The 24,040-nt window shown below is 67.4% G+C and carries 20 protein-coding genes and 1 tRNA gene; 7 read left to right on the forward strand and 14 right to left on the reverse strand.

The window, feature by feature from the left end:
• Nucleotides 1-1,782 carry an N-acyl-D-amino-acid deacylase family protein gene (locus tag QQ25_RS28495; RefSeq protein WP_039325776.1) on the reverse strand — a complete coding sequence of 594 codons (1,782 nt, stop codon included), beginning with the start codon at nucleotides 1,780-1,782 and terminating at the stop codon, nucleotides 1-3.
• A 39-nt stretch (nucleotides 1,783-1,821) separates the two neighbouring features.
• Nucleotides 1,822-2,763, reverse strand: coding sequence for a GDP-mannose 4,6-dehydratase (locus QQ25_RS28500; RefSeq protein ID WP_039382412.1), 942 nt, complete (start codon nucleotides 2,761-2,763; stop codon nucleotides 1,822-1,824).
• Nucleotides 2,764-2,819: 56 nt separating this feature from the next.
• Here QQ25_RS28500 and QQ25_RS28505 point away from each other — a divergent pair, with 56 nt between their 5' ends.
• The 4 genes from QQ25_RS28505 to QQ25_RS28525 all read left to right on the forward strand — a co-directional run bounded on the left by QQ25_RS28505 (nucleotide 2,820) and on the right by QQ25_RS28525 (nucleotide 8,410).
• The gene (locus tag QQ25_RS28505; RefSeq protein WP_039382414.1) at nucleotides 2,820-4,577 is read left to right on the forward strand and encodes a hypothetical protein; all 1,758 of its coding nucleotides are present in this window, start codon (nucleotides 2,820-2,822) and stop codon (nucleotides 4,575-4,577) included.
• 56 nt (nucleotides 4,578-4,633) lie between these two features.
• Nucleotides 4,634-6,322, forward strand: a complete 1,689-nt coding sequence (locus QQ25_RS31025; protein ID WP_101906433.1) for an alpha/beta hydrolase — start codon at nucleotides 4,634-4,636, stop codon at nucleotides 6,320-6,322.
• 853 nt (nucleotides 6,323-7,175) lie between these two features.
• A complete protein-coding gene (locus QQ25_RS28520; protein ID WP_039325782.1) occupies nucleotides 7,176-7,541 on the forward strand; it encodes a carboxymuconolactone decarboxylase family protein in 366 nt (121 codons plus the stop codon).
• The gene (locus QQ25_RS28525) at nucleotides 7,538-8,410 is read left to right on the forward strand and encodes an alpha/beta fold hydrolase (protein ID WP_039382416.1); all 873 of its coding nucleotides are present in this window, start codon (nucleotides 7,538-7,540) and stop codon (nucleotides 8,408-8,410) included. The genes QQ25_RS28520 and QQ25_RS28525 overlap by 4 nt, the downstream gene beginning before the upstream one ends.
• Before the next feature lie 11 nt (nucleotides 8,411-8,421).
• On the opposite strand, the gene QQ25_RS28530 is transcribed toward QQ25_RS28525, so the two are convergent.
• Nucleotides 8,422-8,497 (reverse strand) — tRNA-Thr (locus QQ25_RS28530).
• Between the two features lie 90 nt (nucleotides 8,498-8,587).
• Nucleotides 8,588-9,808 carry a DNA polymerase III subunit delta' gene (locus QQ25_RS28535; protein ID WP_039325784.1) on the reverse strand — a complete coding sequence of 407 codons (1,221 nt, stop codon included), beginning with the start codon at nucleotides 9,806-9,808 and terminating at the stop codon, nucleotides 8,588-8,590.
• 82 nt (nucleotides 9,809-9,890) lie between these two features.
• Here QQ25_RS28535 and QQ25_RS28540 point away from each other — a divergent pair, with 82 nt between their 5' ends.
• Nucleotides 9,891-11,495, forward strand: a complete 1,605-nt coding sequence (locus QQ25_RS28540; protein WP_039326987.1) for an adenylate/guanylate cyclase domain-containing protein — start codon at nucleotides 9,891-9,893, stop codon at nucleotides 11,493-11,495.
• A 75-nt stretch (nucleotides 11,496-11,570) separates the two neighbouring features.
• Here QQ25_RS28540 and topA read toward each other — a convergent pair whose 3' ends face one another.
• The 3 genes from topA to QQ25_RS28555 form a co-directional block, all read right to left on the reverse strand.
• Nucleotides 11,571-14,378, reverse strand: a complete 2,808-nt coding sequence (gene topA, locus QQ25_RS28545; RefSeq protein ID WP_039382418.1) for a type I DNA topoisomerase — start codon at nucleotides 14,376-14,378, stop codon at nucleotides 11,571-11,573.
• A gap of 103 nt (nucleotides 14,379-14,481) precedes the next feature.
• Nucleotides 14,482-15,075 (reverse strand): hypothetical protein, encoded by a 594-nt coding sequence (locus QQ25_RS28550; RefSeq protein WP_039325788.1) that lies wholly within the window; start codon nucleotides 15,073-15,075, stop codon nucleotides 14,482-14,484.
• A 97-nt stretch (nucleotides 15,076-15,172) separates the two neighbouring features.
• Nucleotides 15,173-15,376: a cold-shock protein gene (locus tag QQ25_RS28555; protein WP_003882601.1), complete on the reverse strand. Its 204-nt coding sequence runs from the start codon at nucleotides 15,374-15,376 to the stop codon at nucleotides 15,173-15,175.
• 301 nt (nucleotides 15,377-15,677) lie between these two features.
• Here QQ25_RS28555 and QQ25_RS28560 point away from each other — a divergent pair, with 301 nt between their 5' ends.
• Together QQ25_RS28560 and QQ25_RS28565 are read left to right on the forward strand one after the other, a co-directional pair.
• Nucleotides 15,678-18,032, forward strand: a complete 2,355-nt coding sequence (locus QQ25_RS28560; RefSeq protein WP_039382420.1) for a DNA 3'-5' helicase SftH — start codon at nucleotides 15,678-15,680, stop codon at nucleotides 18,030-18,032.
• A gap of 276 nt (nucleotides 18,033-18,308) precedes the next feature.
• On the forward strand, nucleotides 18,309-19,334 hold the full coding sequence (locus tag QQ25_RS28565) for a PAS domain-containing protein (RefSeq protein WP_039326989.1): 1,026 nt from the start codon (nucleotides 18,309-18,311) through the stop codon (nucleotides 19,332-19,334).
• Nucleotides 19,335-19,380: 46 nt separating this feature from the next.
• On the opposite strand, the gene QQ25_RS31440 is transcribed toward QQ25_RS28565, so the two are convergent.
• From QQ25_RS31440 to ssd, 7 genes are read right to left on the reverse strand one after another with little or no spacing between them, the layout of a single operon-like run.
• Nucleotides 19,381-19,797 carry an Rv3654c family TadE-like protein gene (locus tag QQ25_RS31440; protein ID WP_082017717.1) on the reverse strand — a complete coding sequence of 139 codons (417 nt, stop codon included), beginning with the start codon at nucleotides 19,795-19,797 and terminating at the stop codon, nucleotides 19,381-19,383.
• Nucleotides 19,724-20,050, reverse strand: a complete 327-nt coding sequence (locus QQ25_RS31445) for a TadE family type IV pilus minor pilin (protein ID WP_082017746.1) — start codon at nucleotides 20,048-20,050, stop codon at nucleotides 19,724-19,726. The genes QQ25_RS31440 and QQ25_RS31445 overlap by 74 nt, the downstream gene beginning before the upstream one ends.
• A gap of 8 nt (nucleotides 20,051-20,058) precedes the next feature.
• Nucleotides 20,059-20,262 (reverse strand): DUF4244 domain-containing protein, encoded by a 204-nt coding sequence (locus QQ25_RS28580; RefSeq protein ID WP_039382427.1) that lies wholly within the window; start codon nucleotides 20,260-20,262, stop codon nucleotides 20,059-20,061.
• Between the two features lie 27 nt (nucleotides 20,263-20,289).
• Nucleotides 20,290-20,880: a type II secretion system F family protein gene (locus QQ25_RS28585; RefSeq protein ID WP_039382429.1), complete on the reverse strand. Its 591-nt coding sequence runs from the start codon at nucleotides 20,878-20,880 to the stop codon at nucleotides 20,290-20,292.
• Nucleotides 20,877-21,662 (reverse strand): type II secretion system F family protein, encoded by a 786-nt coding sequence (locus QQ25_RS28590; RefSeq protein ID WP_039382432.1) that lies wholly within the window; start codon nucleotides 21,660-21,662, stop codon nucleotides 20,877-20,879. Before QQ25_RS28590 ends, QQ25_RS28585 begins: the two co-directional genes overlap by 4 nt.
• A complete protein-coding gene (locus QQ25_RS28595; RefSeq protein WP_039382435.1) occupies nucleotides 21,659-22,834 on the reverse strand; it encodes a TadA family conjugal transfer-associated ATPase in 1,176 nt (391 codons plus the stop codon). Before QQ25_RS28595 ends, QQ25_RS28590 begins: the two co-directional genes overlap by 4 nt.
• On the reverse strand, nucleotides 22,831-23,910 hold the full coding sequence (gene ssd, locus QQ25_RS28600; RefSeq protein WP_039382436.1) for a septum site-determining protein Ssd: 1,080 nt from the start codon (nucleotides 23,908-23,910) through the stop codon (nucleotides 22,831-22,833). Before ssd ends, QQ25_RS28595 begins: the two co-directional genes overlap by 4 nt.
• Nucleotides 23,911-24,040: the final 130 nt, after the last annotated feature.

The raw sequence follows: 24,040 nt of genomic DNA on the forward strand, positions 1-24,040 counted from the left end.
TCAGACCGGAGTGCGGTCCCGGTGCTCGGCACCGGCCCGCAGGTAGCGGCCCGATTTCACCGACTCGCCATAGCCGTCGCGGAATTCGCCGTCGCGGAACACCACGGCACCGTTGACAGCCGTCGCCACGACGGCGTCGTCGCTGCGGTTGACCATGCGGCTCAGTCCGCCGTAGAACGCCACCGGCTCCTCGTGATAAGCCTCCACCGAGTCGTTGAGCCCGGCCGGATCGATCACGACGAAATCGGCCCGGTCGCCTTCACGCAGCGTGCCGGCAGGGACGCCGAACCAGTCGGCCACCTCGGCGGTCAGCCGGTGCACGGCGTGCTCGGTCGTCATGAACTGCCTGCCCGCCAGCTGCGCGTCGCGCACCCGCTTGAGCAGCTTCACCGGGTAGTTGTAGAACGCCATATTGCGCAGGTGCGCACCGGCATCCGAGAAACCCATGTGGACCGAGGGTTCCGTGGCCAGCTTGTCCAGATACTTGGGCCGGTCGTTGGCGACGATGGTGGTCCAGCGGACATTGCGCTCACCGTTGTCGACCAGGACGTCCAAAAACGCGTCGAGCGGGTGGATGCCACGCTCGTCGGCGATCTGCCCGAAGCTCTTGCCGATCAGGGCCCTGTCGGGGCATTCGACGATGGTGGCGTCGTGGAAGTCGCGGTGCCACAGGGTGGGTCCGAGCACGCGGCGGTCGAACGACTTGCGGAACCGGCGGCGGTACTCGGGATCGGCGAGCAACTTGTTGCGCTCGAACTGATCCTTGAGATGCAGGGCCGCGGTGCCCGCACCGAATTCTTCGAACACCGGCAGATCGATTCCGTCCGAATACAATTCGAACGGTACCGGCAGATGCTGGAAGCGCACCTTGGCTCCGAGGATGCGGTTGAGCAGCCGGACGCCCGGCCCCAGCACACGCACCGCACCGGGCGAGGACTTGGCGTCGGCCGAGACCAGCAGGCTCATCCGGACGTCCCGGCGGCGGCCGAACCAGCCGCTGCTCTCCAGGAAGAAGTTCAGTGCCTCATGGACTTTCGCCACATTCGGCGCGCTCTGCAGCATCCGTCCGCGCTTGCGCAGCACCTTGATCAGGCGCCGGCGCTCACGCCAGGTCGCGAACGTCGAGGGCAGTGCGCGTGACCGGAACCGGTCACCGTCGAGCTTGTCGATGGCCGCGTCCATCCCGGACAGGCCGAGCATGCCCGCAGTGAGGGCCTCGTCGAGGCGGGCCGCCATGGCTTCCAGTTCGGCGTCGGTCGGAGTGACCCCGCGGGTGGTGGCCCGGTCCAGCCCCAGCACCGAGGCGCGCAGATCCGAATGTCCGAGCAGCGAAGCGATATTCGGGCCGAGGGGCAGCTCGTCGATGGCGTCGATGTACTCCGCCGGGCTCGTCCACTTGCGGTGCTGCTGCAGGGCGCCCAGCACGTACTGGCGTGGGACCGCCTCGACGCGGCTGAACAGGTCGGCGGCGTCCTCGGTGTCGGCGTAGACGGTGGACAACGAGCACATGCCCAGCAGCACAGTGGTCACGCCGTGGCGCACCGACTCGCGCAGGCCCGGATCCAGCAGGACCTCGGCGTCGTAGTGCGTGTGGACGTCGACGAAGCCGGGCAGCACCCACTTTCCGCCCGCGTTGATGACGTCCGGACAGTCGGTTTCGTCGAGCGGGGTGGCCGAAACCGTGGCCACCACCCCGTCGCGGATCCCCAGCGATCGGACTTGGGGCGGGGCGCCGGTGCCGTCGAACCACAGGCCGTTGCGGACGATCACGTCGTAGGACATGGCGCAACGCTAGATGAGAAAGTGAGTACTCACAATCTTTTAGCGAGAATTACTCCGGAAGTATTCGACCGTCTTGGGAATGCCCGCGGCCAAATCCACCTGCGGTCGCCAGCCCAGCACATCCCGGGCCCGGCTGATGTCCAGCTGGGAACGACGCAGGTCACCGAGCCGCGGCGGGTGCATCTCCGGTTCGTCTGCGGCCCCGACCGCCAAGGCGATCGCGGTGTGCATTTCGCGGGTTGAGGTCTCGACCCCGGTACCGACGTTGAACCGCTGGCCACCCCCGGCGGACCCGGAAGCCTTGACGAACGCGTCCACCACGTCGTCGACGTACACATAATCGCGGGTGTCGCTGCCGTCCCCGAAGATCTTGGTGGGCCGCCCGGCCAGCAACGCCTGGGCGAAGATCGCCACCACTCCGGCCTCACCGTGCGGATCCTGCCGCGGACCGTAGACATTGGCCGGCGCGATGTGCGAGCAATCCAGGTTGTACAGATTGCGGAACATGTTGAAGTACACCTCGCCGGCCACCTTGCTCGCCGCATACGGAGAGGCCGGGTTCGTCGGGACGTCCTCACCCGTCGGGTACGACGGCGGGGTCCCGTACACCGAACCACCCGACGAGGTGTGCACCACCTTGCGCACGCCGGACTGACGGGCCGCCTCGGCCAATCGGACCACGCCCACCACATTCACCGTCGAGTCCAGTTGCGGGTCGTCCACCGACCGCTTCACCGAGATCTGGGCGGCCAGGTGAAAGATCACCTCAGGCTGGGCATCCTTGAGCAGCCCCAGCAGATCCGCGTCGACGATGTCGGCCTTGACGAACTCGAAGTTGTCATTGTTCTCGGCGCTGCTGAGGTTCTCCGCCCGCCCCGAGCTCAGGTCATCGAGCCCGACGACGCTGTGCCCGTCTGCCAGCAGCCGGTCGACCAGCGTCGATCCGATGAAACCTGCCGCTCCTGTCACCAGTGTTCGCACCGGCTCACCATACCGACGGCAGGCCCGGCCCCGCTGTATCCGTACAGTCGGCAAGAGTGAACAAGGTCGCCCGCACAGCCGCTGCGCTGATCGCGCTGCATCTGGCGGTCCGGGCGATACTCGCGTTCGGCGGCTATTTCTACTGGGACGATCTGATCCTGATCGGCCGGGCCGGAACCCAGGATCTGCTGTCCGCGTCCTTCCTGTTCGACGATCACGACGGGCACGTGATGCCCGCGGCGTTCCTGGTGTCCGGCGCGGTCACCCGCCTGGCGCCGTTCTCCTGGGTGCTGGCCGCGGTGAGCCTGGTAGTGATGCAGCTGCTGGCCTCACTGGCATTGCTGCGCGCCCTGTGGGTGATCCTCGGCTGGCGGCCGGTCCTGCTGATCCCGCTGACCTTTGCGCTTTTCACGCCCTTGGCCCTACCCGGTTTCGCGTGGTGGGCCGCGGCGCTGAACACACTCCCCATGCAGGCCGCGCTGGCCTGGGTGGTTGGTGAAGCCGTGCTCCTGGTGCGGACCGGGTCATCGCGCCACGCCGTGACGGGCGTGCTGGTGTTTCTCGGCGGGCTGTTGTTCTTCGAGAAGGCCGCTGTGATTCCCTTCGTCGCGTTCGCGGTGGTGGCGCTTCTGGGATACGTGACAGGGACCTTTGGCGTGCGCGAGGTGTGGCACCGCGGTCTTCGGCTGTGGGTCGGGTGTCTGGCCCTGACCGTCGCCTGGATCGGCGTGTACCTCGTCGTCGTCGATCAGAAGCGGTGGAGCTTCGATCTGGGCATGACCTGGGACCTGCTCAGCCGGTCGTTCACCCACGGCATCGTGCCCGGGCTGGTGGGCGGGCCGTGGTCGTGGCAGCGCTGGGCGCCGGCCTCGCCGTGGGCCACGCCCCCACTGTCCGTGATGGTGCTGGGCTGGATCGCGCTTGCCGTTGCCGTCGCGGTGGTGCTGGCGCGCAAGACTCGCATCTGGCCGGTGTTGATCGTGGCACTGGGCTACGCGGTGGCCTGCCAGATCCCGATCTACCTCATGCGGTCGTCCCGGTTCACCGCATTGGAGCTGGCGCAGACCCTTCGCTATCTGCCGGATCTGGTGGTGGTGCTGGCGCTGTTGGCGGCCGTGGGATTCTGTGCGCCGAACCGGGAATCCTCCCGCCTACTTTCGGCGTCGCGAGCGCGCAGTGCCGTATGTGTCAGTGTGGCAGTGCTTTTCGTGGCCAGCAGCATGTATTCGACCTTCACCTTCCTGAAGGTGTGGCAGGACAATCCCGTGCCCGCCTACCTGAACAACGCCCGCGCGTCGTTGGCATCCACCTCCACGGCCGCACCACTACTGGATCAAGAGGTCGACCCGCTGATCCTGCAGCGCGTCGCCGGTCCGGAGAACCTGGCCAGCCACATGTTCGCCCTGGCCAGGCCGCGACCCGAGTTCGCCTCGGCCACAACCGATCTACGAATGTTCGACCGGACCGGGAAGTTGGTCGACGCCAAGGTGACCTGGGTGCGCACCCTCGTGCCGGGACCGGCACCCAAATGCGGATTCCTGGTGCAACCCGACGAACCCGTCGTCATGCCACTCGACGGGCCCCTGTTGCCGGCTGACTGGACCGCCGAGATCAACTACCTCGCCAACAGCGACGGCTCCTTGACCATGGCACTGGCCGAAGGACCCGAGGTGAAGGTCCCGGTGCGGCCCGGGCTCAACCGCGTCTTCGTCCGACTGCCCGGTGCCGGGCAGTCGATCGCGGTACGCGCCAATACCGCTGCGCTGTCGGTGTGCATCTCTCCCGGGCCCGTCGGATTCCTGGCACCGAGGTAGGTAAACCACTGAGATACTGAGGGGTACTGCCGGAATTCTGTCGAGGGGGACGTTCTGTGAGCGCGCTTGATGGCTTCTATTCGACGTGGTCAAAAGCGCGGGCCACTTTCGGCGAAGGCACTCCGAGCGACGGGAGCCACTACGACGGCAGCAGCTCCCAGTTGCTCCGCATGAAGGGCATGATCGAATCGGCCGCCCCGGACGACCGCTGGCAGGGCACGGGGTCGGAGGCCTACGCCGCGGCGAACCAAGAACATGCCGGCGTCTACGCGAAGCTCGCCGAGCTCGACAAGAAGATGGCCGCGGAGGTCACCAACGCCGCCAATGTGGTGACGAGCGGACGCAATCAACTGAGCGCCACGAAGTCCTGGGTCGACAGCATGGTCGCCTCGCTACCGGCGACCACCGCGCAGGACCGCGAGAACAAGCTGATCCCGATCGCCAACCAAGGCATCAGTCAGGTCAACACCACCGTCCAGAACGCCAACAGGGACATGTTCGCGATCGGTACGCGAGTCACCGGGATCAAGGGCGAGTACGACGGGCTGACCAATCAGAAGTTCGGGCCAGGCGAGAAAACGCCGACGGGCCTCGAGGGTGAAGGGAATCCATCCGATCCCCCGCAGCGGGTGCCGGAAGATCCCGAAGAGTTCCGCGAGTTCTGGGAGAAGCTCAGCCCCGAAGAAAGAAACCGACTCTACGAGCAGGACCACAGGATCGGGAACCATCCCGGGATGCCATTCGGTGGCGATGAAACGGATCCCGGGAAAAACTACTTCAACAGCAAGCATCTTGCCGAACTGCAAGAATTGAAGCAGGCGGAGGTGAACCAGCTGCAATCGCGAGTGGATGAGCTCATGCGCAAGGTGTACATGGGCGACAAGAGCACCGCCACTGGCAGCGAACTCGCCTCAGCTGCCGAGGCGCTACGAGAAAGTCGCCACACATTAGACGGCTACAACGCCGTGCAATCCACCCTGGACAAAAACGACGGGACACAGCGCTATCTCGGCTTTCTCGATGATCAAGGGCATGCATCGGTCTCGATCGGCAACCCTGACAACGCATCCCGGTCAGCCATATTTGTCCCTGGCACCGGCCAGGACATGGCGGCCTTCGATGGCAGCGACAACAAGTCGCTCAAGATGTACCAAGCCGCACTGGCTGCCGATCCCAATCTCAAGCCCGGCGATGTCTCCGTCACCACCTGGATGGGCTACGACCGACCAATGGATCTGATCGAAGCCGCCGATCCGGAGTACGCCGCCAACGGTGGTTCGGCACTCGATACGTTCATGGACGGAATGCACGCCTCACACAACGGTCCGCCGGCAATCGATACCGTCATCGGCCACAGTTATGGGTCAACACTGGTCGGTGGGGCCGCTACCGGCGATGGCCACCTCGCGGCAGACAACGTGGTCGCCGTCGGCAGCCCCGGAATGCTGACTCCACATGCCAGCGACCTCAACCTCGAACCCAACGCAAACGTCTACTCGATGACGGCAGAGAACGACGTGATTCAGTTCGCCACCGATATGACGCTGGGCTCCGACCCATTTGCAACGGAATATGGCGCTACCCGCCTCGCCGCAGCGCCAGGACCCACATGGGGTCCCGACTTGCCCTCTGTTCCCGCACACAGTAGCTACTGGGACCGAGGCAATCCGGCGCTGGACAATCTGGGTGCGGTCATCGCTGGACTCCCGCCAACCCAACTCGCACCCCCGGAGATTCGTCGATGACAACAAGAATTCTCGTCGCCATCGTGACCGGGCTCTGCCTGGCCGCCACCGCCTGCACCACCGGAGGTCAACCTGTGAATACCGTTGTGCCCCAATCGCAACAAGAAGCCCAGGATACCGTTCTGAGGTACCTGAAACGAACTGTCGACGCTCTGCCACCAGGCACCGTCCTGGATGCGACACGATACGGCTCTGCCGGCTCGACCGGCTACTGCGACGACAATGACAGCACACCCACAGCACCGAGAAATTTCAGCACCATCGGTGAGCTCCGCTCGCCCCCGGGGACCGACAACAACGCCACAGTGCGGAAGGTCGGCGACATCTGGCGCAGCTGGGGATGGAGTGTGACCGAGCGCGATGAGTTCCGGAAACCCAACCAGTTCGGGTACGGCCCGGATGGCTACCGCCTACAGATCGTGTCCGCCTCACCGACAACGTTCCCACCCACGATGGACGCAATCTCACCTTGTTACCCCGGAACCATCGCCCGCGACGACATCAGCTTTCCGATGCAGATTGCATCCGAAAGCTAGCCGTCGATTCTCTGAAGGCCGCTGCGCGGACAACGATGACGGCCTGGGTCGACACCGAACTCGAAGGCCATATGACCAACCAATAGTTCAGGCGGGAAACCATCGGTGACAGCGGACCAAACGGTGCGAAGGCGAAAAGACCAGTGGCGGTGGCCAATTCCTGGTTCGCTGAGCGCGTGCCAGTTGAGACAAGGCAGGACACCTGCCTAGCAGATCGCACCACGTGGCGCCGGACCTCAGCGCCAGAAGAAGCGCACCTGTCGCCATTTCCATTGGAGGCTGACGACCGATTCTGAGGCCGTGCCAAGCTGGCAGGCATGACAGACGTACGTGAACAGGGCCTGCGAGTCCTCCAGGAGATGGTTCCGCACCTGCCGGCAGACGTCGTCGAGCCCGACGGATCATTCGGCGACGAGATGATGGCCATCGGGGTCGACAATGTCTTCGGTCGGCTGTGGAGCCGCGAAGGGCTGAGCCGACGTGACCGCAGCCTGGTCACCATGGGCATCCTGATCGCCCTGCGGGCCACCGACGAGTTCGAGTCGCACGTCAGGATCGGCCTGAGAAACGGCCTCACCGAGGACGAGATCGCCGAGGTCATCTACCACTCCAGCGGCTACGCCGGATTCCCCAACGCCAATACCGCGATGAAAGTGGCCAAAGGGGTACTCGACGGTTCGTGACCGCAGTAACCCATCATCGGACCACCGTCGACGGTGTCGACACCTTCTACCGGGCCGCCGGCCCCGTCGACGCTCCGTTGCTCCTGCTCCCCCACGGCTACCCGGCCTCGTCCTACGTCTACCGCAACCTCATGGCGCGTCTCGGCGACCGATGGCGGTTGATCGCGCCGGATCTACCCGGATTCGGTTACACCGCAACCCCGTCGCCCGACGACTTCGCCTACACCTTCAGCGCGTACAGCCGTTTCCTCCAGTCCTTCGTCGACACCATGCACCTCGACCGCTACGTGATCTGGTTGCACGACTACGGATCTCAGTTCGGGCTCCAGCTCGCCATCGCCGAGCCCGAACGCGTTGCGGGCCTGGTCATCCAGAACGGTGACATCTACGAGGACGCCTTCGGTCCGAAGTACGACTTCCTCAAGGAATCGTGGAACAACCCCGGCCCCGAGTCGCGGCGCAGGATCGCCCAACACGTCACCCTGCAGGGTTTCGAGACCGAGTTCCGCGGTGAACTCCCAAACGAGGTCGCAGACCGGATCAGCCCCGACCTGTGGACGCTGCACTGGTCGCTGATGTGTACACCGCAACGCGTCGCCAACCTGATCAGGCTGTTGGAGGACCAACCCACCACGCTGGGCTGGTTCGCGGAGGAACAGACCTACCTGCGGGAGCACCGGCCACGGACGTTGATCGTGTGGGGGCCGCATGACGGCTACATGCCGGAGAAATCCGCCCGAGCCTATCTACGTGATCTGCCCGACGCGCCGATCCACCTGCTCGGCGGAGGGCACTGGCTGCTGGAAACCCACCTTGACGAAGTGGTTCCGCTGGTCGAGGAGTTCCTGACGAACACCTACGTCAACTGAAGAAAAAGAAATGGAGCCACCCAGGGGAATCGAACCCCTGACCTATTCATTACGAGTGAATTGCTCTACCGACTGAGCTAGGGTGGCGCGCTCGGCGAACCGGGCGGCACGAGTCTACGGCAGCCATGCCCGAGCCTCCAAAGTGATCCCGAGTCGCTGGCTCCTGCGCGCCGGACGTCACCCGCGCAAAGCCTGACCGACCGTCGCCACCATGGCGTCGACCGCGAACTTCGGCTTGACGTTGACGGCCAAGGCTTCGCGGCATTCCAGCACCGCTTCGATGCAGCGCAGCAGCCGGTCGGCCGGCACATGGGTGGCCATGGCCTCGACCTTCTCGGCCATGTCCGGGTGGTTCGCCGTGACACCGCCTGCGCCCGACGACACCAACAGCGCATCGCGGAAGTAGGTCGCCAGGTCGATCAGGGCCCGGTCCAACGCATCACGAGACGCCCGGGTCTGCCGGGATTTCTGCCGCCTCTCCAGGTCCTTGAGTGCTCCGGCGGTGCCACGGGTCGTCGCCGCGGTGCCCTTTCCGGTGCCACCCGCACCGAGAGCCGTCTTGAGCTCCTCGGTCTCGGTCTCGTTGCGTCCGACGGTCAACGCCAATGCCTCGGCCTCGGCGACGGCCACCATCTCCTCTGCGGCCGCGTACGCCCGCGTCGGCGTCGCTGCGTCGCGGGCCAGCCCGAGCGCCCGTTTGCGACGGTCCCTGGCCTCGGGATCGGTCGCCAGCCGGCGGGCGCGGCCCACATGTCCGCCGCTGACCGACGCCGCCCAGCGGGCGTCCGCCTCCGGCAGCCCGTCTCCGGAGATCAAGACGTCGGCGATGGCGTCCACCGACGGGGTGGTCAGCGCCACGTGCCGGCACCGCGAGCGCAATGTGATCGCGATGTCCTCGGGATCCACCGACGGCGCGCACAGCAGGAACACGGTCGACGGTGGCGGCTCCTCCACCACCTTGAGCAGCGCGTTGGCCGCACCTTCGGTGAGCCGGTCGGCATCCTCGATCACGACGATCTGCCAGCGTCCGGTCCCTGGCCGGCGCGACGCGATCTGGACGATCTCGCGCATGTCCTTGACCGCGATGGACAGCCCCTCGGGCACGATGCGGCGCACATCGGCATGGGTGCCGGCCATCGTCGTCGTGCACGCGCGACACTCCCCGCACCCGGGAACGCCGTCCGACGTGCACTGCAGGGCCGCCGCGAAACACAGCGCCGCCACCGAACGTCCCGATCCAGGCGGACCCGTGATCAGCCAGGCATGTGTCATGGTGCCCACACTGGTGGCGCTGTGCCCCGAATCACTACGGGTGTCACCCCGAGCCGCCAAGGCGGCCGCCACCAGCTCCTGTTCCACCGCATGCTGGCCGACCAGCCGCGAAAAGACCCCGCTCATCGTCCCCAACAGTAGTGGTCAAGCCGACACAACCACGTCACAGCAGGCGCTGAACGTCCCTGTGGCCCGATACGGTGAACAGGTGACCACGGAGCCCATACCGATCGCGCGAATCGGTGCATTCGCGCGATGGGTGGCGCGTACCCCGTGGCCGGTGTTCACGCTGGGCATGCTGCAGGCCGACATCATCGGCGCGCTGTTCGTGCTGGGCTTCCTTCGCTTCGGTCTGCCCCCCGAGGACCGCATCCAGCTCCAGGATCTGCCGGTGGCCAACCTGGCGATCTTCCTGGGCTATCTGTTCGTGTCCTTCACCGTCGGCGCCTACCTGGCCCTGCGGCTGCTGATCCCGGTGATCCGGTGGCAGCGCCGCGACACCCTGCTGGCCAAGTCCGACCCCGGCATCACCGAGCTGGCGCGGGTGCGGGCGCTGAAGATGCCCTTCTACCGCACGCTGATCAGCGTCACGAACTGGTTCCTGGGCTCGATCGTGTTCATCGTGGCCAGTTGGCCGGTGGCCAGCAAATCGGCTCCGGTGGTGCTGGTCGCCACCGCGCTGGGGGCGACCGCGACCGCGATCATCGGTTACCTGCAGTCCGAGCGCGTGTTGCGGCCGGTCGCGGTGGCCGCGCTGCGCGGCGGGGTGCCGGAGAACTTTCGCGCTCCCGGGGTGATTCTGCGCCAGGTGCTGACCTGGGTGCTGTCGACGGGCGTGCCTGTCTTGGCCATCGTGTTGGCCTTGGTGGCCAGCAAGTTCTCGATCCTCAGCGCGTCCGCCGATCGGCTGATCACCCCGCTGTTGTTGCTCGCCATCGCGGCGCTGGTGATCGGGCTGAGCGGCACGGTGCTGGTGGCGATGTCGATCGCCGACCCGCTGCGCCAGCTGCGCTGGGCGTTGGGCGAGGTGCAGCGTGGCAATTACAACGCGCACATGCAGATCTACGACGCCAGCGAGTTGGGCCTGCTGCAGGCCGGGTTCAACGACATGGTGCGTGAGCTGGCCGAGCGGCAACGGCTACGTGACCTGTTCGGCCGGTACGTGGGTGAGGATGTGGCCCGTCGCGCCCTGGAGCGCGGCACCGAGCTGGGCGGTCAGGAACGCGACGTGGCGGTGCTGTTCGTGGACCTGGTGGGGTCGACGCATCTGGCGTCGACCATCCCGGCCACCGACGTGGTGAACCTGCTCAACGAGTTCTTCCGGGTCATCGTCGACACCGTCAACCGTCACGGTGGGTTCGTCAACAAGTTCCAGGGTGACGCGGCGCTGGCCATCTTCGGCGCACCCATCGAGCATCCCGACGCGTCGGGCGGCGCGCTGGCGGCGTCCCGCGAACTGCACGACGAGCTGCTCAGCGTGCTGGGGACCGACACCGAATTCGGTATCGGCGTATCGGCCGGACGGGCGATCGCCGGCCACATCGGTGCCCAGGCCCGTTTCGAGTACACCGTGATCGGTGACCCGGTGAACGAGGCCGCCCGGCTCACCGAGCTCGCGAAGCTGGAGGAGGGCCACGTGCTGGCCTCCGCCATCGCGGTCAGTGGGGCCTTGGACGCCGAGGCGCTCAGTTGGGACGTCGGCGAGATCGTCGAACTGCGCGGCCGCACCGTGCCCACCCAGCTGGCCCGCCCGATCAATCTGATGACGCCGCGCGATCTGCAGCGCGAAACCGAAAGTGACGTCTCGAGCTAACCGGGTCGCCGAATGGCCAGTTAATGCAGGCCTTTTCGCCGATCACGTGACACAACTGGCCGTTGGGCGCAGAGGCTAGGCCTTCTTGGCGGCGGCCTTCTTCGCCGGGGCTTTCTTGGCGGCCTTTTTGGCCGGGGCCTTCTTCGCGGCCTTCTTGACCGGCCCGCGGGCGCGGCGATCGGCCAGCAGCTCGGAGGCCCGCTCATCGGTGATCGACTGCACGTCATCACCCTTACGCAGGCTGGCGTTGGTCTCACCATCGGTGACGTAGGGGCCGAAACGGCCGTCCTTGATCACCATCGGCTTGCCCGAGGCCGGATCGGTGCCGAGCTCACGCAACGGCGGGGCGGCCGCGGCCTGGCGCCCACGGCGCTTGGGCTCGGCATAGATCTTGAGCGCCTCGTCGAGGGTGATGGTAAACATCTGCTCTTCGGTGGCCAGCGAACGAGAGTCGGTGCCGCGCTTGAGGTATGGGCCGTAGCGGCCGTTCTGCGCGGTGATCTCCTCGTTGTTCGACGGATCGACGCCGACCACGCGCGGCAGCGACAGCAGCTTGAGCGCGTCGTCGAGGGTCACCGTCTCCAGATCCATTGAGCGCAAGAGCGATCCGGTGCGCGGCTTGGGACCGGTCGGCTTCTTACCCTTCTTGGCCGTCGTCCCGGCATCCGGATCCTCGGGCGGTTCCGGAAGAATCTCGGTGACGTAGGGACCGAATCGTCCGTCCTTGGCGACGATTTCGTGTCCGGTCACCGGGTCGACACCCAGCACCCGTCCCTCTTGCGGTGTGGCGAAGAGCTTTTCGGCCAGCTCCAGGGTCAGCTCGTCAGGAGTGAGCTCGTCCTTGAGGTTGGCGCGCTGCGGCTTGAGCTCCCCGGGATTATCCGGGTCGGCGATCATGCGCTCCAGGTACGGCCCGTTACGGCCCACCCGGACGACGATCGCGCGACGTTCGGCATCGTCGAAGAGCTTGATGGAGTTGACTTCTCGCGCGTCGATGCCTTCGAGATTTCCACCGACGAGCTGCTTGAGCCCACCGGCCCGGGCGATCGAGCCCTCGACGCCGTGCTCACCGCCGAAGTAGAAGTTCGAAAGCCAGTTGGTGCGCTGCTCCTGACCGTTGGCGATCTCGTCGAGCTCGTCCTCCATGGCCGCGGTGAAGTCGTAGTCCACCAGCCGGCCGAAGTGCTGTTCGAGCAGTCCGACCACGGCGAAGGCGACCCAGGACGGCACCAGGGCGCTGCCCTTTTTGACCACGTAGCCGCGGTCTTGGATGGTCTTGATGATCGAGCTGTACGTCGACGGCCGGCCGATGCCCAGTTCTTCGAGAGACTTGATCAGCGAGGCCTCGGTGTAGCGGGCCGGCGGGCTGGTGGTGTGTCCGTCGGCGGTCAGGTCGGCGGCGTCGACGCGCTGTCCCTGAGTCAGGTTCGGCAGACGGCTCTCGGCGTCGTCGGCCTCACCGCCGGCCTGCTCGTCAAGACTCTCGACGTAGGCCTTGAGGAAGCCCGGGAACGTGATGGTGCGACCGGAGGCGTTGAACACGACCTGCTCGCCCGAACTGGCGGCACCGGCGATGCGCAGCGACAGCGTGGTGCCGCGCGCGTCGGCCATCTGCGAGGCCACGGTGCGCTGCCAGATCAACTCATAGAGCCGGAACTCGTCGGTGTCGAGCTGTGCATGCAGCTGACCCGGGGTCTGGAACACGTCACCGGCAGGACGGATGGCCTCGTGCGCCTCCTGGGCGTTCTTGACCTTGCGCGTGTACTGCCGCGGCGACGGATGCACGTACTCGTCGCCGTAGAGCTGCCTGGCCTGGTTACGCGCGGCGTTGATCGCGGACTCCGACAGGGTCGTGGAGTCGGTACGCATGTAGGTGATGTAGCCGTTCTCGTACAGCCGCTGCGCGATGCTCATGGTGCGCTCGGAGGAGAACCGCAGCTTGCGGGCGGCCTCCTGCTGCAGCGTCGACGTCATGAACGGCGCGTACGGGCGCCGGGTGTACGGCTTCTGCTCGACGGAGCTGACGGCCAGCTGGGCACCGCGCAGGCCCGCGGCCAGGGCTCCGGCGCTGGCCTCGTCGAGCACCAGCACCTCGTCGGGCTTCTTCAGCTGGCCCAGCGAGTCGAAATCGCGGCCGGCGGCGACCCGGCGGCCGTCGACGGTGTTGAGCTTCGCGGTGAACTTGGGCGGGGTGGCCTGTGGGTCGGACACGGACGCGTCCAGCTCGGCGCTGACATCCCAGTACGCGGCGCTGCGGAACGCCATGCGCTCACGCTCACGCTGCACGATGATGCGCGTGGCCACCGACTGCACACGGCCGGCCGACAACTTCGGCGCGACCTTCTTCCAGAGCACAGGCGAGACTTCGTAGCCGTAGAGCCGGTCGAGGATGCGGCGGGTTTCCTGCGCGTCGACCAGGGCGATGTCCAGGTCACGCGGGTTTTCGGCGGCGGCCCGAATGGCCGGTTCGGTGATCTCGTGGAACACCATCCGCCTGACCGGCACCTTGGGCTTCAGCGTCTCCAGCAGGTGCCAGGCGATCGCCTCACCCTCGCGGTCACCGTCCGTCGCGAGATAGAGCTCGTCAACGCCCTTGAGCAGGTCCTTCAGCTCGGTGACGGTGCTCTTCTTGTCGGGGCTGACGATGTAGAGCGGTTCGAAGTTGTCGTCGACATTGACCCCGAGACGCGCCCATGGTTCGGATTTGTACTTGGCGGGCACGTCAGCCGCATTGCGCGGCAGGTCACGGATGTGCCCCCGCGAGGATTCGACCACATAATTGGAGCCCAGGTAGCCAGCTATCTTCCGCGCCTTGGTCGGCGACTCCACAATCACGAGTCGCCGGACGTTTCCCTTGCTACCGCTGCCGCTATCGCCAGCCAACTGTGCTTACGCTCCACTTCTATAGTTGCCGCGCCACGCCCGGCAACTGACAATTTCGCATTACGCGCGAGCCTACGCAAACCGGCTCTCCGCGTGGGCACCATTAAATACGGGGCCAATGCGCCAACGCCGCGGCCTCCCCCGGTGGTTCCCCGACGTTTTCCACCAGGCGTGACAAGCGTCGCCGGCCACTGATCCGCAGGGCCGGATGAGAGCCTCTCGTACCGATCAGAGTCGGAGCGATTCCCACCCGCATCATGGCCGCGGCCAGCGCGGGGTGGGTGTCGGGCGCGTGCGGGTCGAGCCCCAGAACGTAGCGGTCGTCGGCTTCGGGTTCGCCTGCCGCCAGAGTCCAGGCCCGCAGCTCACGGGCCCCGGGCAGCCACCCGGGCGGCACTGTCTTGACCGCGCCCATGGTCCATTCGCGCGCGATCGGCATCAGCTGAGGGTCCGGCGCCGTACGCACCAGCGGATTGTCCTCGTCCGTCCGGGAAATCTCAGCCGCCAGCCCGACCTCGCTGATCATCTCGGCCAGGCCCTGCGCTCGCCACATCTGGTCGACGACCACCGAAATCCGGGCCGCCTGCTGACCTCCGTTGCCCGACAGAACGATCTGTCCGGGTCCGGCGAGCACCCCGGTCAGGTCGGCCACCGCGGGCGGCACCGACTCGGCCGAGAAGAAGGACAGCTGACTCACGAATCGACACTAGGCCAGCACGGGCCTTAAAACCGAGAACACCCCCGCGGTGTCCTGTGCGGACTCACGCGGGGGTGTCTCGTTTGGGTCTTGTGGCTCAGATGGCCCGAACACCCGTGGCCTGCGGCCCCTTGGGGCTTTGGCCGACCTCGAACTCAACCTTCTGGTTCTCCTCCAGGGTGCGGAAACCGCTGCCCTGGATTTCCGTGTAGTGGACAAACACGTCGGCAGAGCCGTCCTCCGGAGCAATGAAGCCGAAGCCCTTCTCCGCGTTGAACCACTTCACAGTTCCCTGTGGCATCTTTTGTTCTTTCCTTCTCTTTCAACCGGGTGCGGTCCACCGACTTCCGATGTACCGGGCCCGTTCCGACCGCCATACCAACGCGCGAGTCGACCGGAACTTAGACCCGACCTACAACCCTCGCAGGAACCGCGATCGCAACGACGATCCTGCGAGTGCGAGTACAAACACAGAAGCTGCGACCGTGATCAGTCAATCATGTTCGGGGCTCCCGCGACAGTCTCGAAACTCGGCGCGTGGTGAACAATTCGTTTACAAATCCGGGCCGAGATCGGCGGGGTGGATCGTAGGAGGGCGAACGGTGCTGCATCAGGGGTCCGATTTCGGCCGTGAGCTGCTCGCTTGCGCCGTCGACGGAACCCCTTCCGGCGAAGATCCGCTACGCCATGTTGCGGATATACCGGCGCGTCAGGGCAAACCGTTGCAGTGGCCGCGATGGGCCCATCCGGAGGTCGTTCGGGCGTTGGTCGACCGGGGTATCGCCGCGCCGTGGTCGCACCAACTCGCCGCCGCGGATTTGGCTCACGACGGACGTCACGTGGTCGTGTCCACCGGAACCGCGTCGGGTAAGTCTCTCGCCTACCAGCTGCCGATCCTGTCGGCGTTGGCCTCCGACCGGCAGGCCCGAGTGCTCTACCTGTCACCGACCAAGGCGCTGGGCCACGACCAGCTGCGCACGGCACAGCACCTGACCGAGACGGTGGCCGCGCTGCGCGACGTCGCGCCCGCTCCGTACGACGGCGACAGCGCCACCGAGGTGCGCCGGTTCGCCAGGGAGCGGTCGCGGTGGATCTTCTCCAACCCCGACATGATCCACCTGTCGCTGTTGCGCAACCATGCCCGCTGGGCCGTGTTCCTGCGCCACCTCAAGTTCATCGTCGTCGACGAATGCCACTACTACCGGGGCATTTTCGGTTCCAACGTGGCGATGGTGCTCCGCCGCTTGCTCCGGTTGTGTGCCCGGTACTCGCCAGATGGGTCGGGGCCGACGGTGATCTTCGCCAGCGCCACCACGGCATCCCCGGCGGAGACCGCCGCCGAATTGATCGGGCAGACCGTCGCCGAGGTGACCGAGGACGGCTCCCCGCAAGGCGCCCGCACGATCGCGCTGTGGGAGCCGGCTCTACTGACCGACCTCATCGGCGAGAACGGCGCGCCGGTCCGGCGTTCGGCCGGCGCCGAGGCAGCCCGGGTGATGGCCGACCTGATGACCGAGGGGGCGCGCACCCTGACGTTCGTCCGGTCCCGGCGCGGCGCGGAGCTCACCGCGCTGGGTACCCGGGCCCGATTGGAGGAGACCGCACCCCAGCTGGCTGATCAGGTGGCCTCCTACCGCGCCGGCTATCTCGCGGAGGACCGCCGTGAGCTGGAACATGCGCTGACCGACGGGCGGCTACGCGGGCTGGCCACCACCAACGCGCTGGAACTCGGTATCGACATCGCCGGGCTGGACGCGGTGGTACTCGCCGGGTTCCCCGGCACCGTCACCTCGTTCTGGCAGCAGGCGGGCCGGTCCGGCCGGCGCGGACAGGGCGCGCTCATCGTGCTGATCGCCCGCGACGATCCCCTCGACACCTACCTCGTGCACCATCCGGCCGCGCTGCTGGACAAACCGATCGAGCGCGTGGTGATCGACCCGACGAACCCGCACGTGCTGGGCCCGCAATTACTCTGCGCCGCAGCCGAACTACCGCTCACCGAGGCCGAAGTCCGGTTGTGGAGCGCCGAGGCGGTGGCCGAGACCCTGGTCGACGACGGCTTGTTACGCAAACGTCCAGGCGGCTACTTCCCCGCTCCCGGGGTGGAACCGCACGCGGCCGTGGACATCCGCGGCTCCAGCGGCGGCCAGATCGCGATCCTGGAGGCCGATACCGGCCGAATGCTGGGCAGTACCGGGGCCGGCCGCGCGGCAGCCACGCTGCATCCCGGTGCGGTGTATCTGCACCAGGGCGAGACATACCTCGTCGACTCGCTGTCGTTCGAGGACGGTGTCGCGTTCGTGTATGCCGCCGATCCCGGCTACAGCACGTTCGCCAGGGAACTCACCGACATATCGGTCACCGGACCCGGCGAGCGTAGGGCGTTCGGCCCGGTCACCGTGGGCCTGGTTCCGGTGTCGGTGACCAACACCGTGGTCGGCTACCTGCGCCGCCGCATCGACGGCGAGGTCATCGACTTCGTGGAACTGGACATGCCGCCAAGCACGCTCGACACCATGGCGGTGATGTGCACGATGACCCCGGAAGCGTTGCAAGACAACGGCGTTGACCTTCTTGCCGTGCCGGGAAGCCTGCACGCGGCCGAACACGCCGCGATCGGTCTGCTCCCGCTGGTGGCCAGCTGCGACCGGGGCGACATCGGCGGGGTTTCGACGGCCGTCGGCCCGGTCGACGGCCTGCCGTCGATCTTCGTCTACGACGGATACCCGGGCGGCGCCGGTTTCGCCGACCGCGGATTCCGCAATCTGGCTACGTGGTGGGGCGCGACGGCCGACGCGATCGAGGCTTGCGAATGTCCGAACGGCTGTCCGTCCTGCGTGCAGTCACCCAAATGCGGGAACGGCAATGACCCGCTGGACAAATCGGGCGCGGTAAGAGTGCTCCGCCTGGTGCTCGGCGCGCTGAGTACTTCCTCAGCGATCCCCCGACCGCGTTGACGGCCGACCCCTCGACGGCCGACTACACGGATCGACAACTACGTGGCTGCATTCGGCCACGCCGAACACCAGACGTTGCGACGAACGGTCGGACAACGCGATCCGTTCCCAATCCCGGAGGCCGGGCGCAGTGGCAAAGTACGTGAACTCACTCATGTTTGCAACCCGACAGACCTGACTTGGGACACCTGTGACCATGATCCGCAGATATTCGGTGCGGATTCCGTCGTCGTCGGACGTCAAGCCAGCTACCGGCCCGCCGGTAAAATGCCGCGCATGACCCACGACTGGCTGCTCGTGGAGACACTGGGTAGCGAGCCTGCGGTGGTCGCACGAGGTCTGCAGACAAAGAACCTCGTCCCGATCAGTGTGTTTCTGCGCCGAAATCCGCATCTGATGGCAATTCAGAGCGCGATCAGCGAAACCGTGCAGGCCGGCCAGGGTCTCAGCAGCATCACTCCCAAGAAAGACCGCGTAATCCGCACCGAGGTGGTGCGGATGTCGGACGGACACATCCACGGGGTGCACGTCTGGATCGGACCGTCCGACGCCGAGCCGCCGCAACGCCCTGTCCCGGGGCCGCTGGTCTGGGACCTGACGACGGGGGTGGCCACCGATACCGCCGAATCCCTGCGCAACAGCGGCATGAACCCGGAGACCGAAGCCACCCACGACCGCGCGTTCGCCGATGACCTGCCTGCCAGGGACCTCAACGGCAGTGAGGCAAAGGTCCTGGCCATGGCACTCAAACCCGTGGTGGGCGGCACCTTGTGCACCACCTGGGATGTCACCGACCACAACGGAGAGCTCATCACCGTCGGATTCGTGGCCCGGGTCCTGCTGGAACCACAGGACGACGGCTCCGAGCGACTGGTCTCCCGGGCCATGAACTGGCGCAGCGAGCGCGAGAAGGCTGCGGTGCGCCCCGACAATCTCGCCCAACGCATCCTCGACGGGCTTGCTCAGCCAGGCGTGCATCGCGCGCTTGTCGGCCTCGACGACTGGAAGCTGCTGAAGTGGCTCGACGATCCCGCACCGTTCTTCGACTGGCGTAACCGCGACGGCGGGCAGTCCCGTATCCACCCGGCCGACGCCAGGCACATGGCGCGGATGACCGCGGATTTCACCGACGGGGTCACCACGGCCGTGTTGAGGATGCGCGCCGAGGACGGCGGTTGGCAGCCCGTGCACATGACGATCAACCGCATCGAACTCGACGAGGACACCTTCGCGGGCCTCATCGCCCTGCGGCTGCCGACCGAAGACGAGGTCGCCGCGGCAGATCTCGACCAGCTCGACTAATCGCCGCAACTCGACCGCACGGCGACTCGATTACACGACCACTCGATTACACGGCGACATCCACCGGTCCGGCGCGCGCGACCGCCCGGGCGGGGCCGACTCCCCACCGACCGAGCCGAACCGGAACCGAGACCTCGAGCACGACGTCGAGCCCCTCGATCCGGCACTCCGCGACCACCGACCGCATCCGGGCCGCGATCTGACCGGCCTGCCGGCACGCCGCGTCCGGGCCGGAGACCACGGCGCCGGCAGCGCCCACCGCGGCCAGGTCCGCCGCGGCTTGGGCCCGGTGCCGGGCCGTCGCCGCGGCGCCGAGGTAGGCGCCGCCGGCCGCGAACGCGATCAGCATCGCGATCATCGCGGCCGCCAGCGGTGTGGCAGACCCCCGCTCACCCGACGCCGGGTTCGGCAGCCGCGACCGCCTCGGCGGACACCGTGAGCCCCGGCAGCACCGTCGCTGCACTGACCCGCGCCACCACGAAACCGCCGTCCTGGCCGACGTGCACCATCGCGCCCGACGGGGCGACCCGGCGTGCGGCCGCCGTGGCCGCCTCACCTTCACCCCGCGCTGCCAGGCGAGCGGCTTCCCGCGCGGCGTCGATGCAGCGGATCTGCATGCCGACCGCACTGACACCGCCGACGCACAAGACCAGAACAACCACCAGTGAGGCGATGGCAAAAGCTGCCTCGACGGTGACCGCACCCCGATCATCCAGACGGTCATCTACACGTTGGTGTTCAGTGCCCGGCTGATGATGTTGGTCAGCGCGGTCACGATGGAGTCCCCGGTGACCACCGTGTACAGGATCGCCCCGAATGCCGCGGCCGCGATGGTGCCGATGGCGTACTCGACGGTGGACATCCCTGATTCGTCGAGCATCAGCAGCGCCGCCCTCGCGTTCGCGCGCCGAAAGATGCCTTCTGCCATAGTTTTTCCTCCCTTTGCGGTGTGTGTTCACAACAGTCCTGAACCCAGCACGTCATCGGCCAGGCCGGCGACCACGGGTATGACGCCCAGACACAGAAACGCCGGCAAGTAGCACAGCCCGAGCGGACCGGCGACCAGAACCGATGCCCGTTCTGCCACCGCGTCGGCCGAGGTGGCCGCGTCGTGACGAGTTTGCACGGCAAGCTCGGCCACCCCGTCGGCCAGCGCACTACCCGAGGCGGCCGACCGGCGGGCCAGGCGCAGCAAGGCCTCGGCGTTCTTGTCCTGGGGCACAGCGGCGTTGCTTTCATGGCCACCGGTCCAGGCCCTGGCCGGATCCGCCCCGAGCGCCAGGAGTTCGGCTGCCCGGCGCAGCAGCGGTGCCAGTGCCGGTGGAGCCGCCGGGGCAACTGCCGCGGCGGCGGTCGACACTGCCAATCCGGCGGTGAGACAGGCCGCGAACAGATCGAAGGTCGAGGCGGCAGCCAGCGGGTCGTCGGTCTGTGCCCGTTGCAGGTTTGCCCGCCGTACCGGCGTGGGCGCGGCGCGGCTGCGCACCCGCGCCGGATCCGCGCCGATGAGCAGGGCGATGGCGAGAAGCACTGCTGCCCAGCTCATCTCAGTGCCCGTTCGGTGATCCGGTCCGACCACAGCAGCCCCGCACAGGCAAGGAGCACTCCGGCCATCAGAAGCCAGCCGCCCACGCCCGCGCCGCACAGGAAGTTCAGGGGCCGCGCACCGATCAGCTGGCCCAGCGCGATACCGGCCACCGGCAGTCCGGCCAGCACCGCCGCCGTCGCCCGCGGGCCTGCCATCGCCGCTTCGACATGCGAGGAAAAGCGTTCGCGCTCAACGATGTCGCGTTGAGCGGTGCGCATGAGGGTGGCGATCGACAGGCCGTACGCGTGGGCCAGGCGCCAACAGTCCGCGAGCCGGTGCCAGTGGGTCGGTAGGTGGGAGGCTGCCGCCGCATCTTCCAGACCGGCTGCGACGTCGGCGCCCAGGCGTGCCCGGGCGGCCACCGCACTCATGCCCTCGTGGACCGGCCCGGACACTTCCGCGGCCGCGGTCGCGAAGGCGTTGACCGGATGGACACCGGTGCGCAGTTCACCGACCAGCACGTCCAGGGCGGCCTGCAGCGCCGCGGATTCGTGTCGTCGCTGTCGGCGGGCGGCACGCTGCCTGCGGCGTAGTGTCGCCGTGCCCGCCACCAGTGCCACAGCCCCCGCGACCGTCAGCGGTACCAGCCAAGCCAGAACTACTCCCGCCACCACCACGACCGACGCTGCATACCCCCGGCGCCGGCCAGGCACATCCAACCGCCGCAACGCGGCTGCCCGCCGGGGTGTTGCCGGCCACAGCAGGAGAGCGGCCGCCAACGCGAGTGCACTCGCCGTCACGACGCAAGCCGACGTTCGACCAGCGCGTTGAGAGCGTCTGCCCCGCAACCCAACCCGGTTTCGGCATGCCAGGCAGTGACAACCTCCAGGTCACCGCGGACCGTACGGCGCAGAACCGCGATCTCGGCGAGCCTGCGCTGCCCGGCACCGTCGCGCCCGACGTGCAGCAGGACCTGCACGGCCGCCGCGAGCTGACTGATCAGCGCGGCGCGGTCCAAACCGCCGAGCGCACCGAGGGCCTCCAACCGGGCCGGTACCTCCGCGGGACTGTTGGCGTGCACGGTGCCTGCCCCACCGTCATGTCCGGTGTTCAGCGCGGTCAGCAGGTCGACCACCTCGGCCCCACGAACCTCACCGACGACGATGCGGTCCGGACGCATTCGCAAGGCCTGCCGGACCAAGTCACGTACGGTCACCTCGCCGACGCCTTCGACGTTGGCGCCCCGGGCGACCAGCTTGACCAGATGTGGGTGCGGCGGCGCCAGTTCGGCGGCGTCCTCGACACAGACGATGCGTTCGTGACCGGCAACGGCACCGAGCGCCGCGGCCAACAAGGTGGTCTTGCCACAACCTGTGCCGCCCGAGATCAGAAACGCCAGCCGGGCCCGGATGACGGCGCGCACGAGGTCGGCTGCCTGCGGAGGAATAGCCCCGGATCGGGTGAGGGTGTCGAGATTCTGAGTGGCGGGCCGCAATACTCGCAGCGAAAGACAGGTCCCCGCCGCAGCGATCGGCGGCAGGACTGCGTGCAGACGCACGGTGAACGGTCCGACGCCGGTGAGCTGACCGTCCACCCATGGCTGCGCCTCGTCGAGTCGGCGCCCCGCCAGCAGCGCCAACCGCTGGGCCAACCGGCGGACCGCCCCTTCGTCAGGGAAACGCACTGTGCTGCGGTGCAATCCGCTGCCGTCATCCACCCACACCGCATCAGGTGCGGTGACGAGGACATCTGTGGTGGTCGGCGCACACAGCAGCGGTTCAAGGACGCCGGCACCGGTCAGTTCGGTCTCCAGGAGCCGCAGGTTGCTCAGAACCTCGGTGTCGCCGAGCAGGCCGCCGGACTCGGCCCGGATCGCCGCGGCGACCACCAGCGGACTGAGCGCGCCCGGGCTCGACGCCGACGTTTCGGCGACCAGCCGCTCGCGCACCCGGTCGATCAGTGAGACGCTCATGCCGCCTCCTGCGCGGGGTGTCCGGCCAGCACGGACAGCACTCGCCGCGCCGCCACGCCCAACGGGGAGCGTGGCCGGACCCGCAAGCCGCCGCGTTCCAAGAGCTCGGCGATGCCGGCCTGGGGTCGCATCGCGGCCAGCAGCGGCAAGTCGACGATGCGGGCCACCTCGGCCGCCCGCAACCCGCCAGGCGACGGGCCGCGCACCACCACACCTGCATTCGGGTTACAGGCCAGCACCCACGGCCGCGCGGCCGCCGCCGCGGTACACGAACGCACATCGGCAGGGGTCACCAGGACCACCAGATCGGCTGCGTCCAAAGCAGTTTCGGCTGCGTCGGTGGCGCGCCGGGGCACATCGCACACGACCGTCACGCCGCCACGGCAGCCCGCATCGATGACCGCGCCCAGCGGCCCGGCCTCGATATCGCTGCCCGAACGCCCGCTGGAGAGGACGCTGACCCCGTCACGGCGGGGCAGCGCGTCGCGCAGCGCCGGATAGCCCAACCGGCCGCCCTGCAGCGCCAGGTCGGGCCAGCGCAGGCCGGCCAGGTCCTCACTGCCCGCCACCAGGTCGATCCCTCCACTCCACGGGTCGGCCTCGACGAGCAATGAGGTGGGCGCCGTTTGCGCCAGTGCCACCGCGAACACCGACGCTCCGGCGCCTCCACGTGCTCCCACCACTGCCACCACCGGACCGCGCCCGGCATCGTCCCGGCATGAGGCTTCGGAGAGGGCCGCGACCAGGTCGGCGTCCTGGGCGGGAAGGGTCACGACGTGTTGCGCGCCGACCGAGATCGCTGCCTGCCAGTCGTCGGGCCGAGGGGCGTCGCGACCGATCAGGATGACCCGAGAGCGACGGGGCAGCCCGCGGGCGGCGCATCGCTGTGCGGCCGGCGCATCGAGCAACACCGCGGCCGCCGCCGTCCAGACCTTCTTTCCGGAGGGTTCGTCGACGAGGACGAGTCCGACGCCGGCAGCGGCGGCGACCCGGGACACGTCGTCACGCAGCAGGGGGTCCCCGATGAGGGCCAGCACGGTGCCGGGCGGGTTGATCGAGGTGTTCGAGTCGGCCATATGCCCACCTTGCGGGCAACCACACGGCGGGCACCATCACCAATTCACGGATTGTGGATGAAGTCGGGCCTGTGGATCGATCCGCGGCAGAACAGCAGGAAAGCGGGGCCGGGCGCCAGACTGAAAATAC

It is taken from the genome of Mycolicibacterium setense (genome assembly GCF_000805385.1).
GTDB lineage: Bacteria > Actinomycetota > Actinomycetes > Mycobacteriales > Mycobacteriaceae > Mycobacterium > Mycobacterium setense.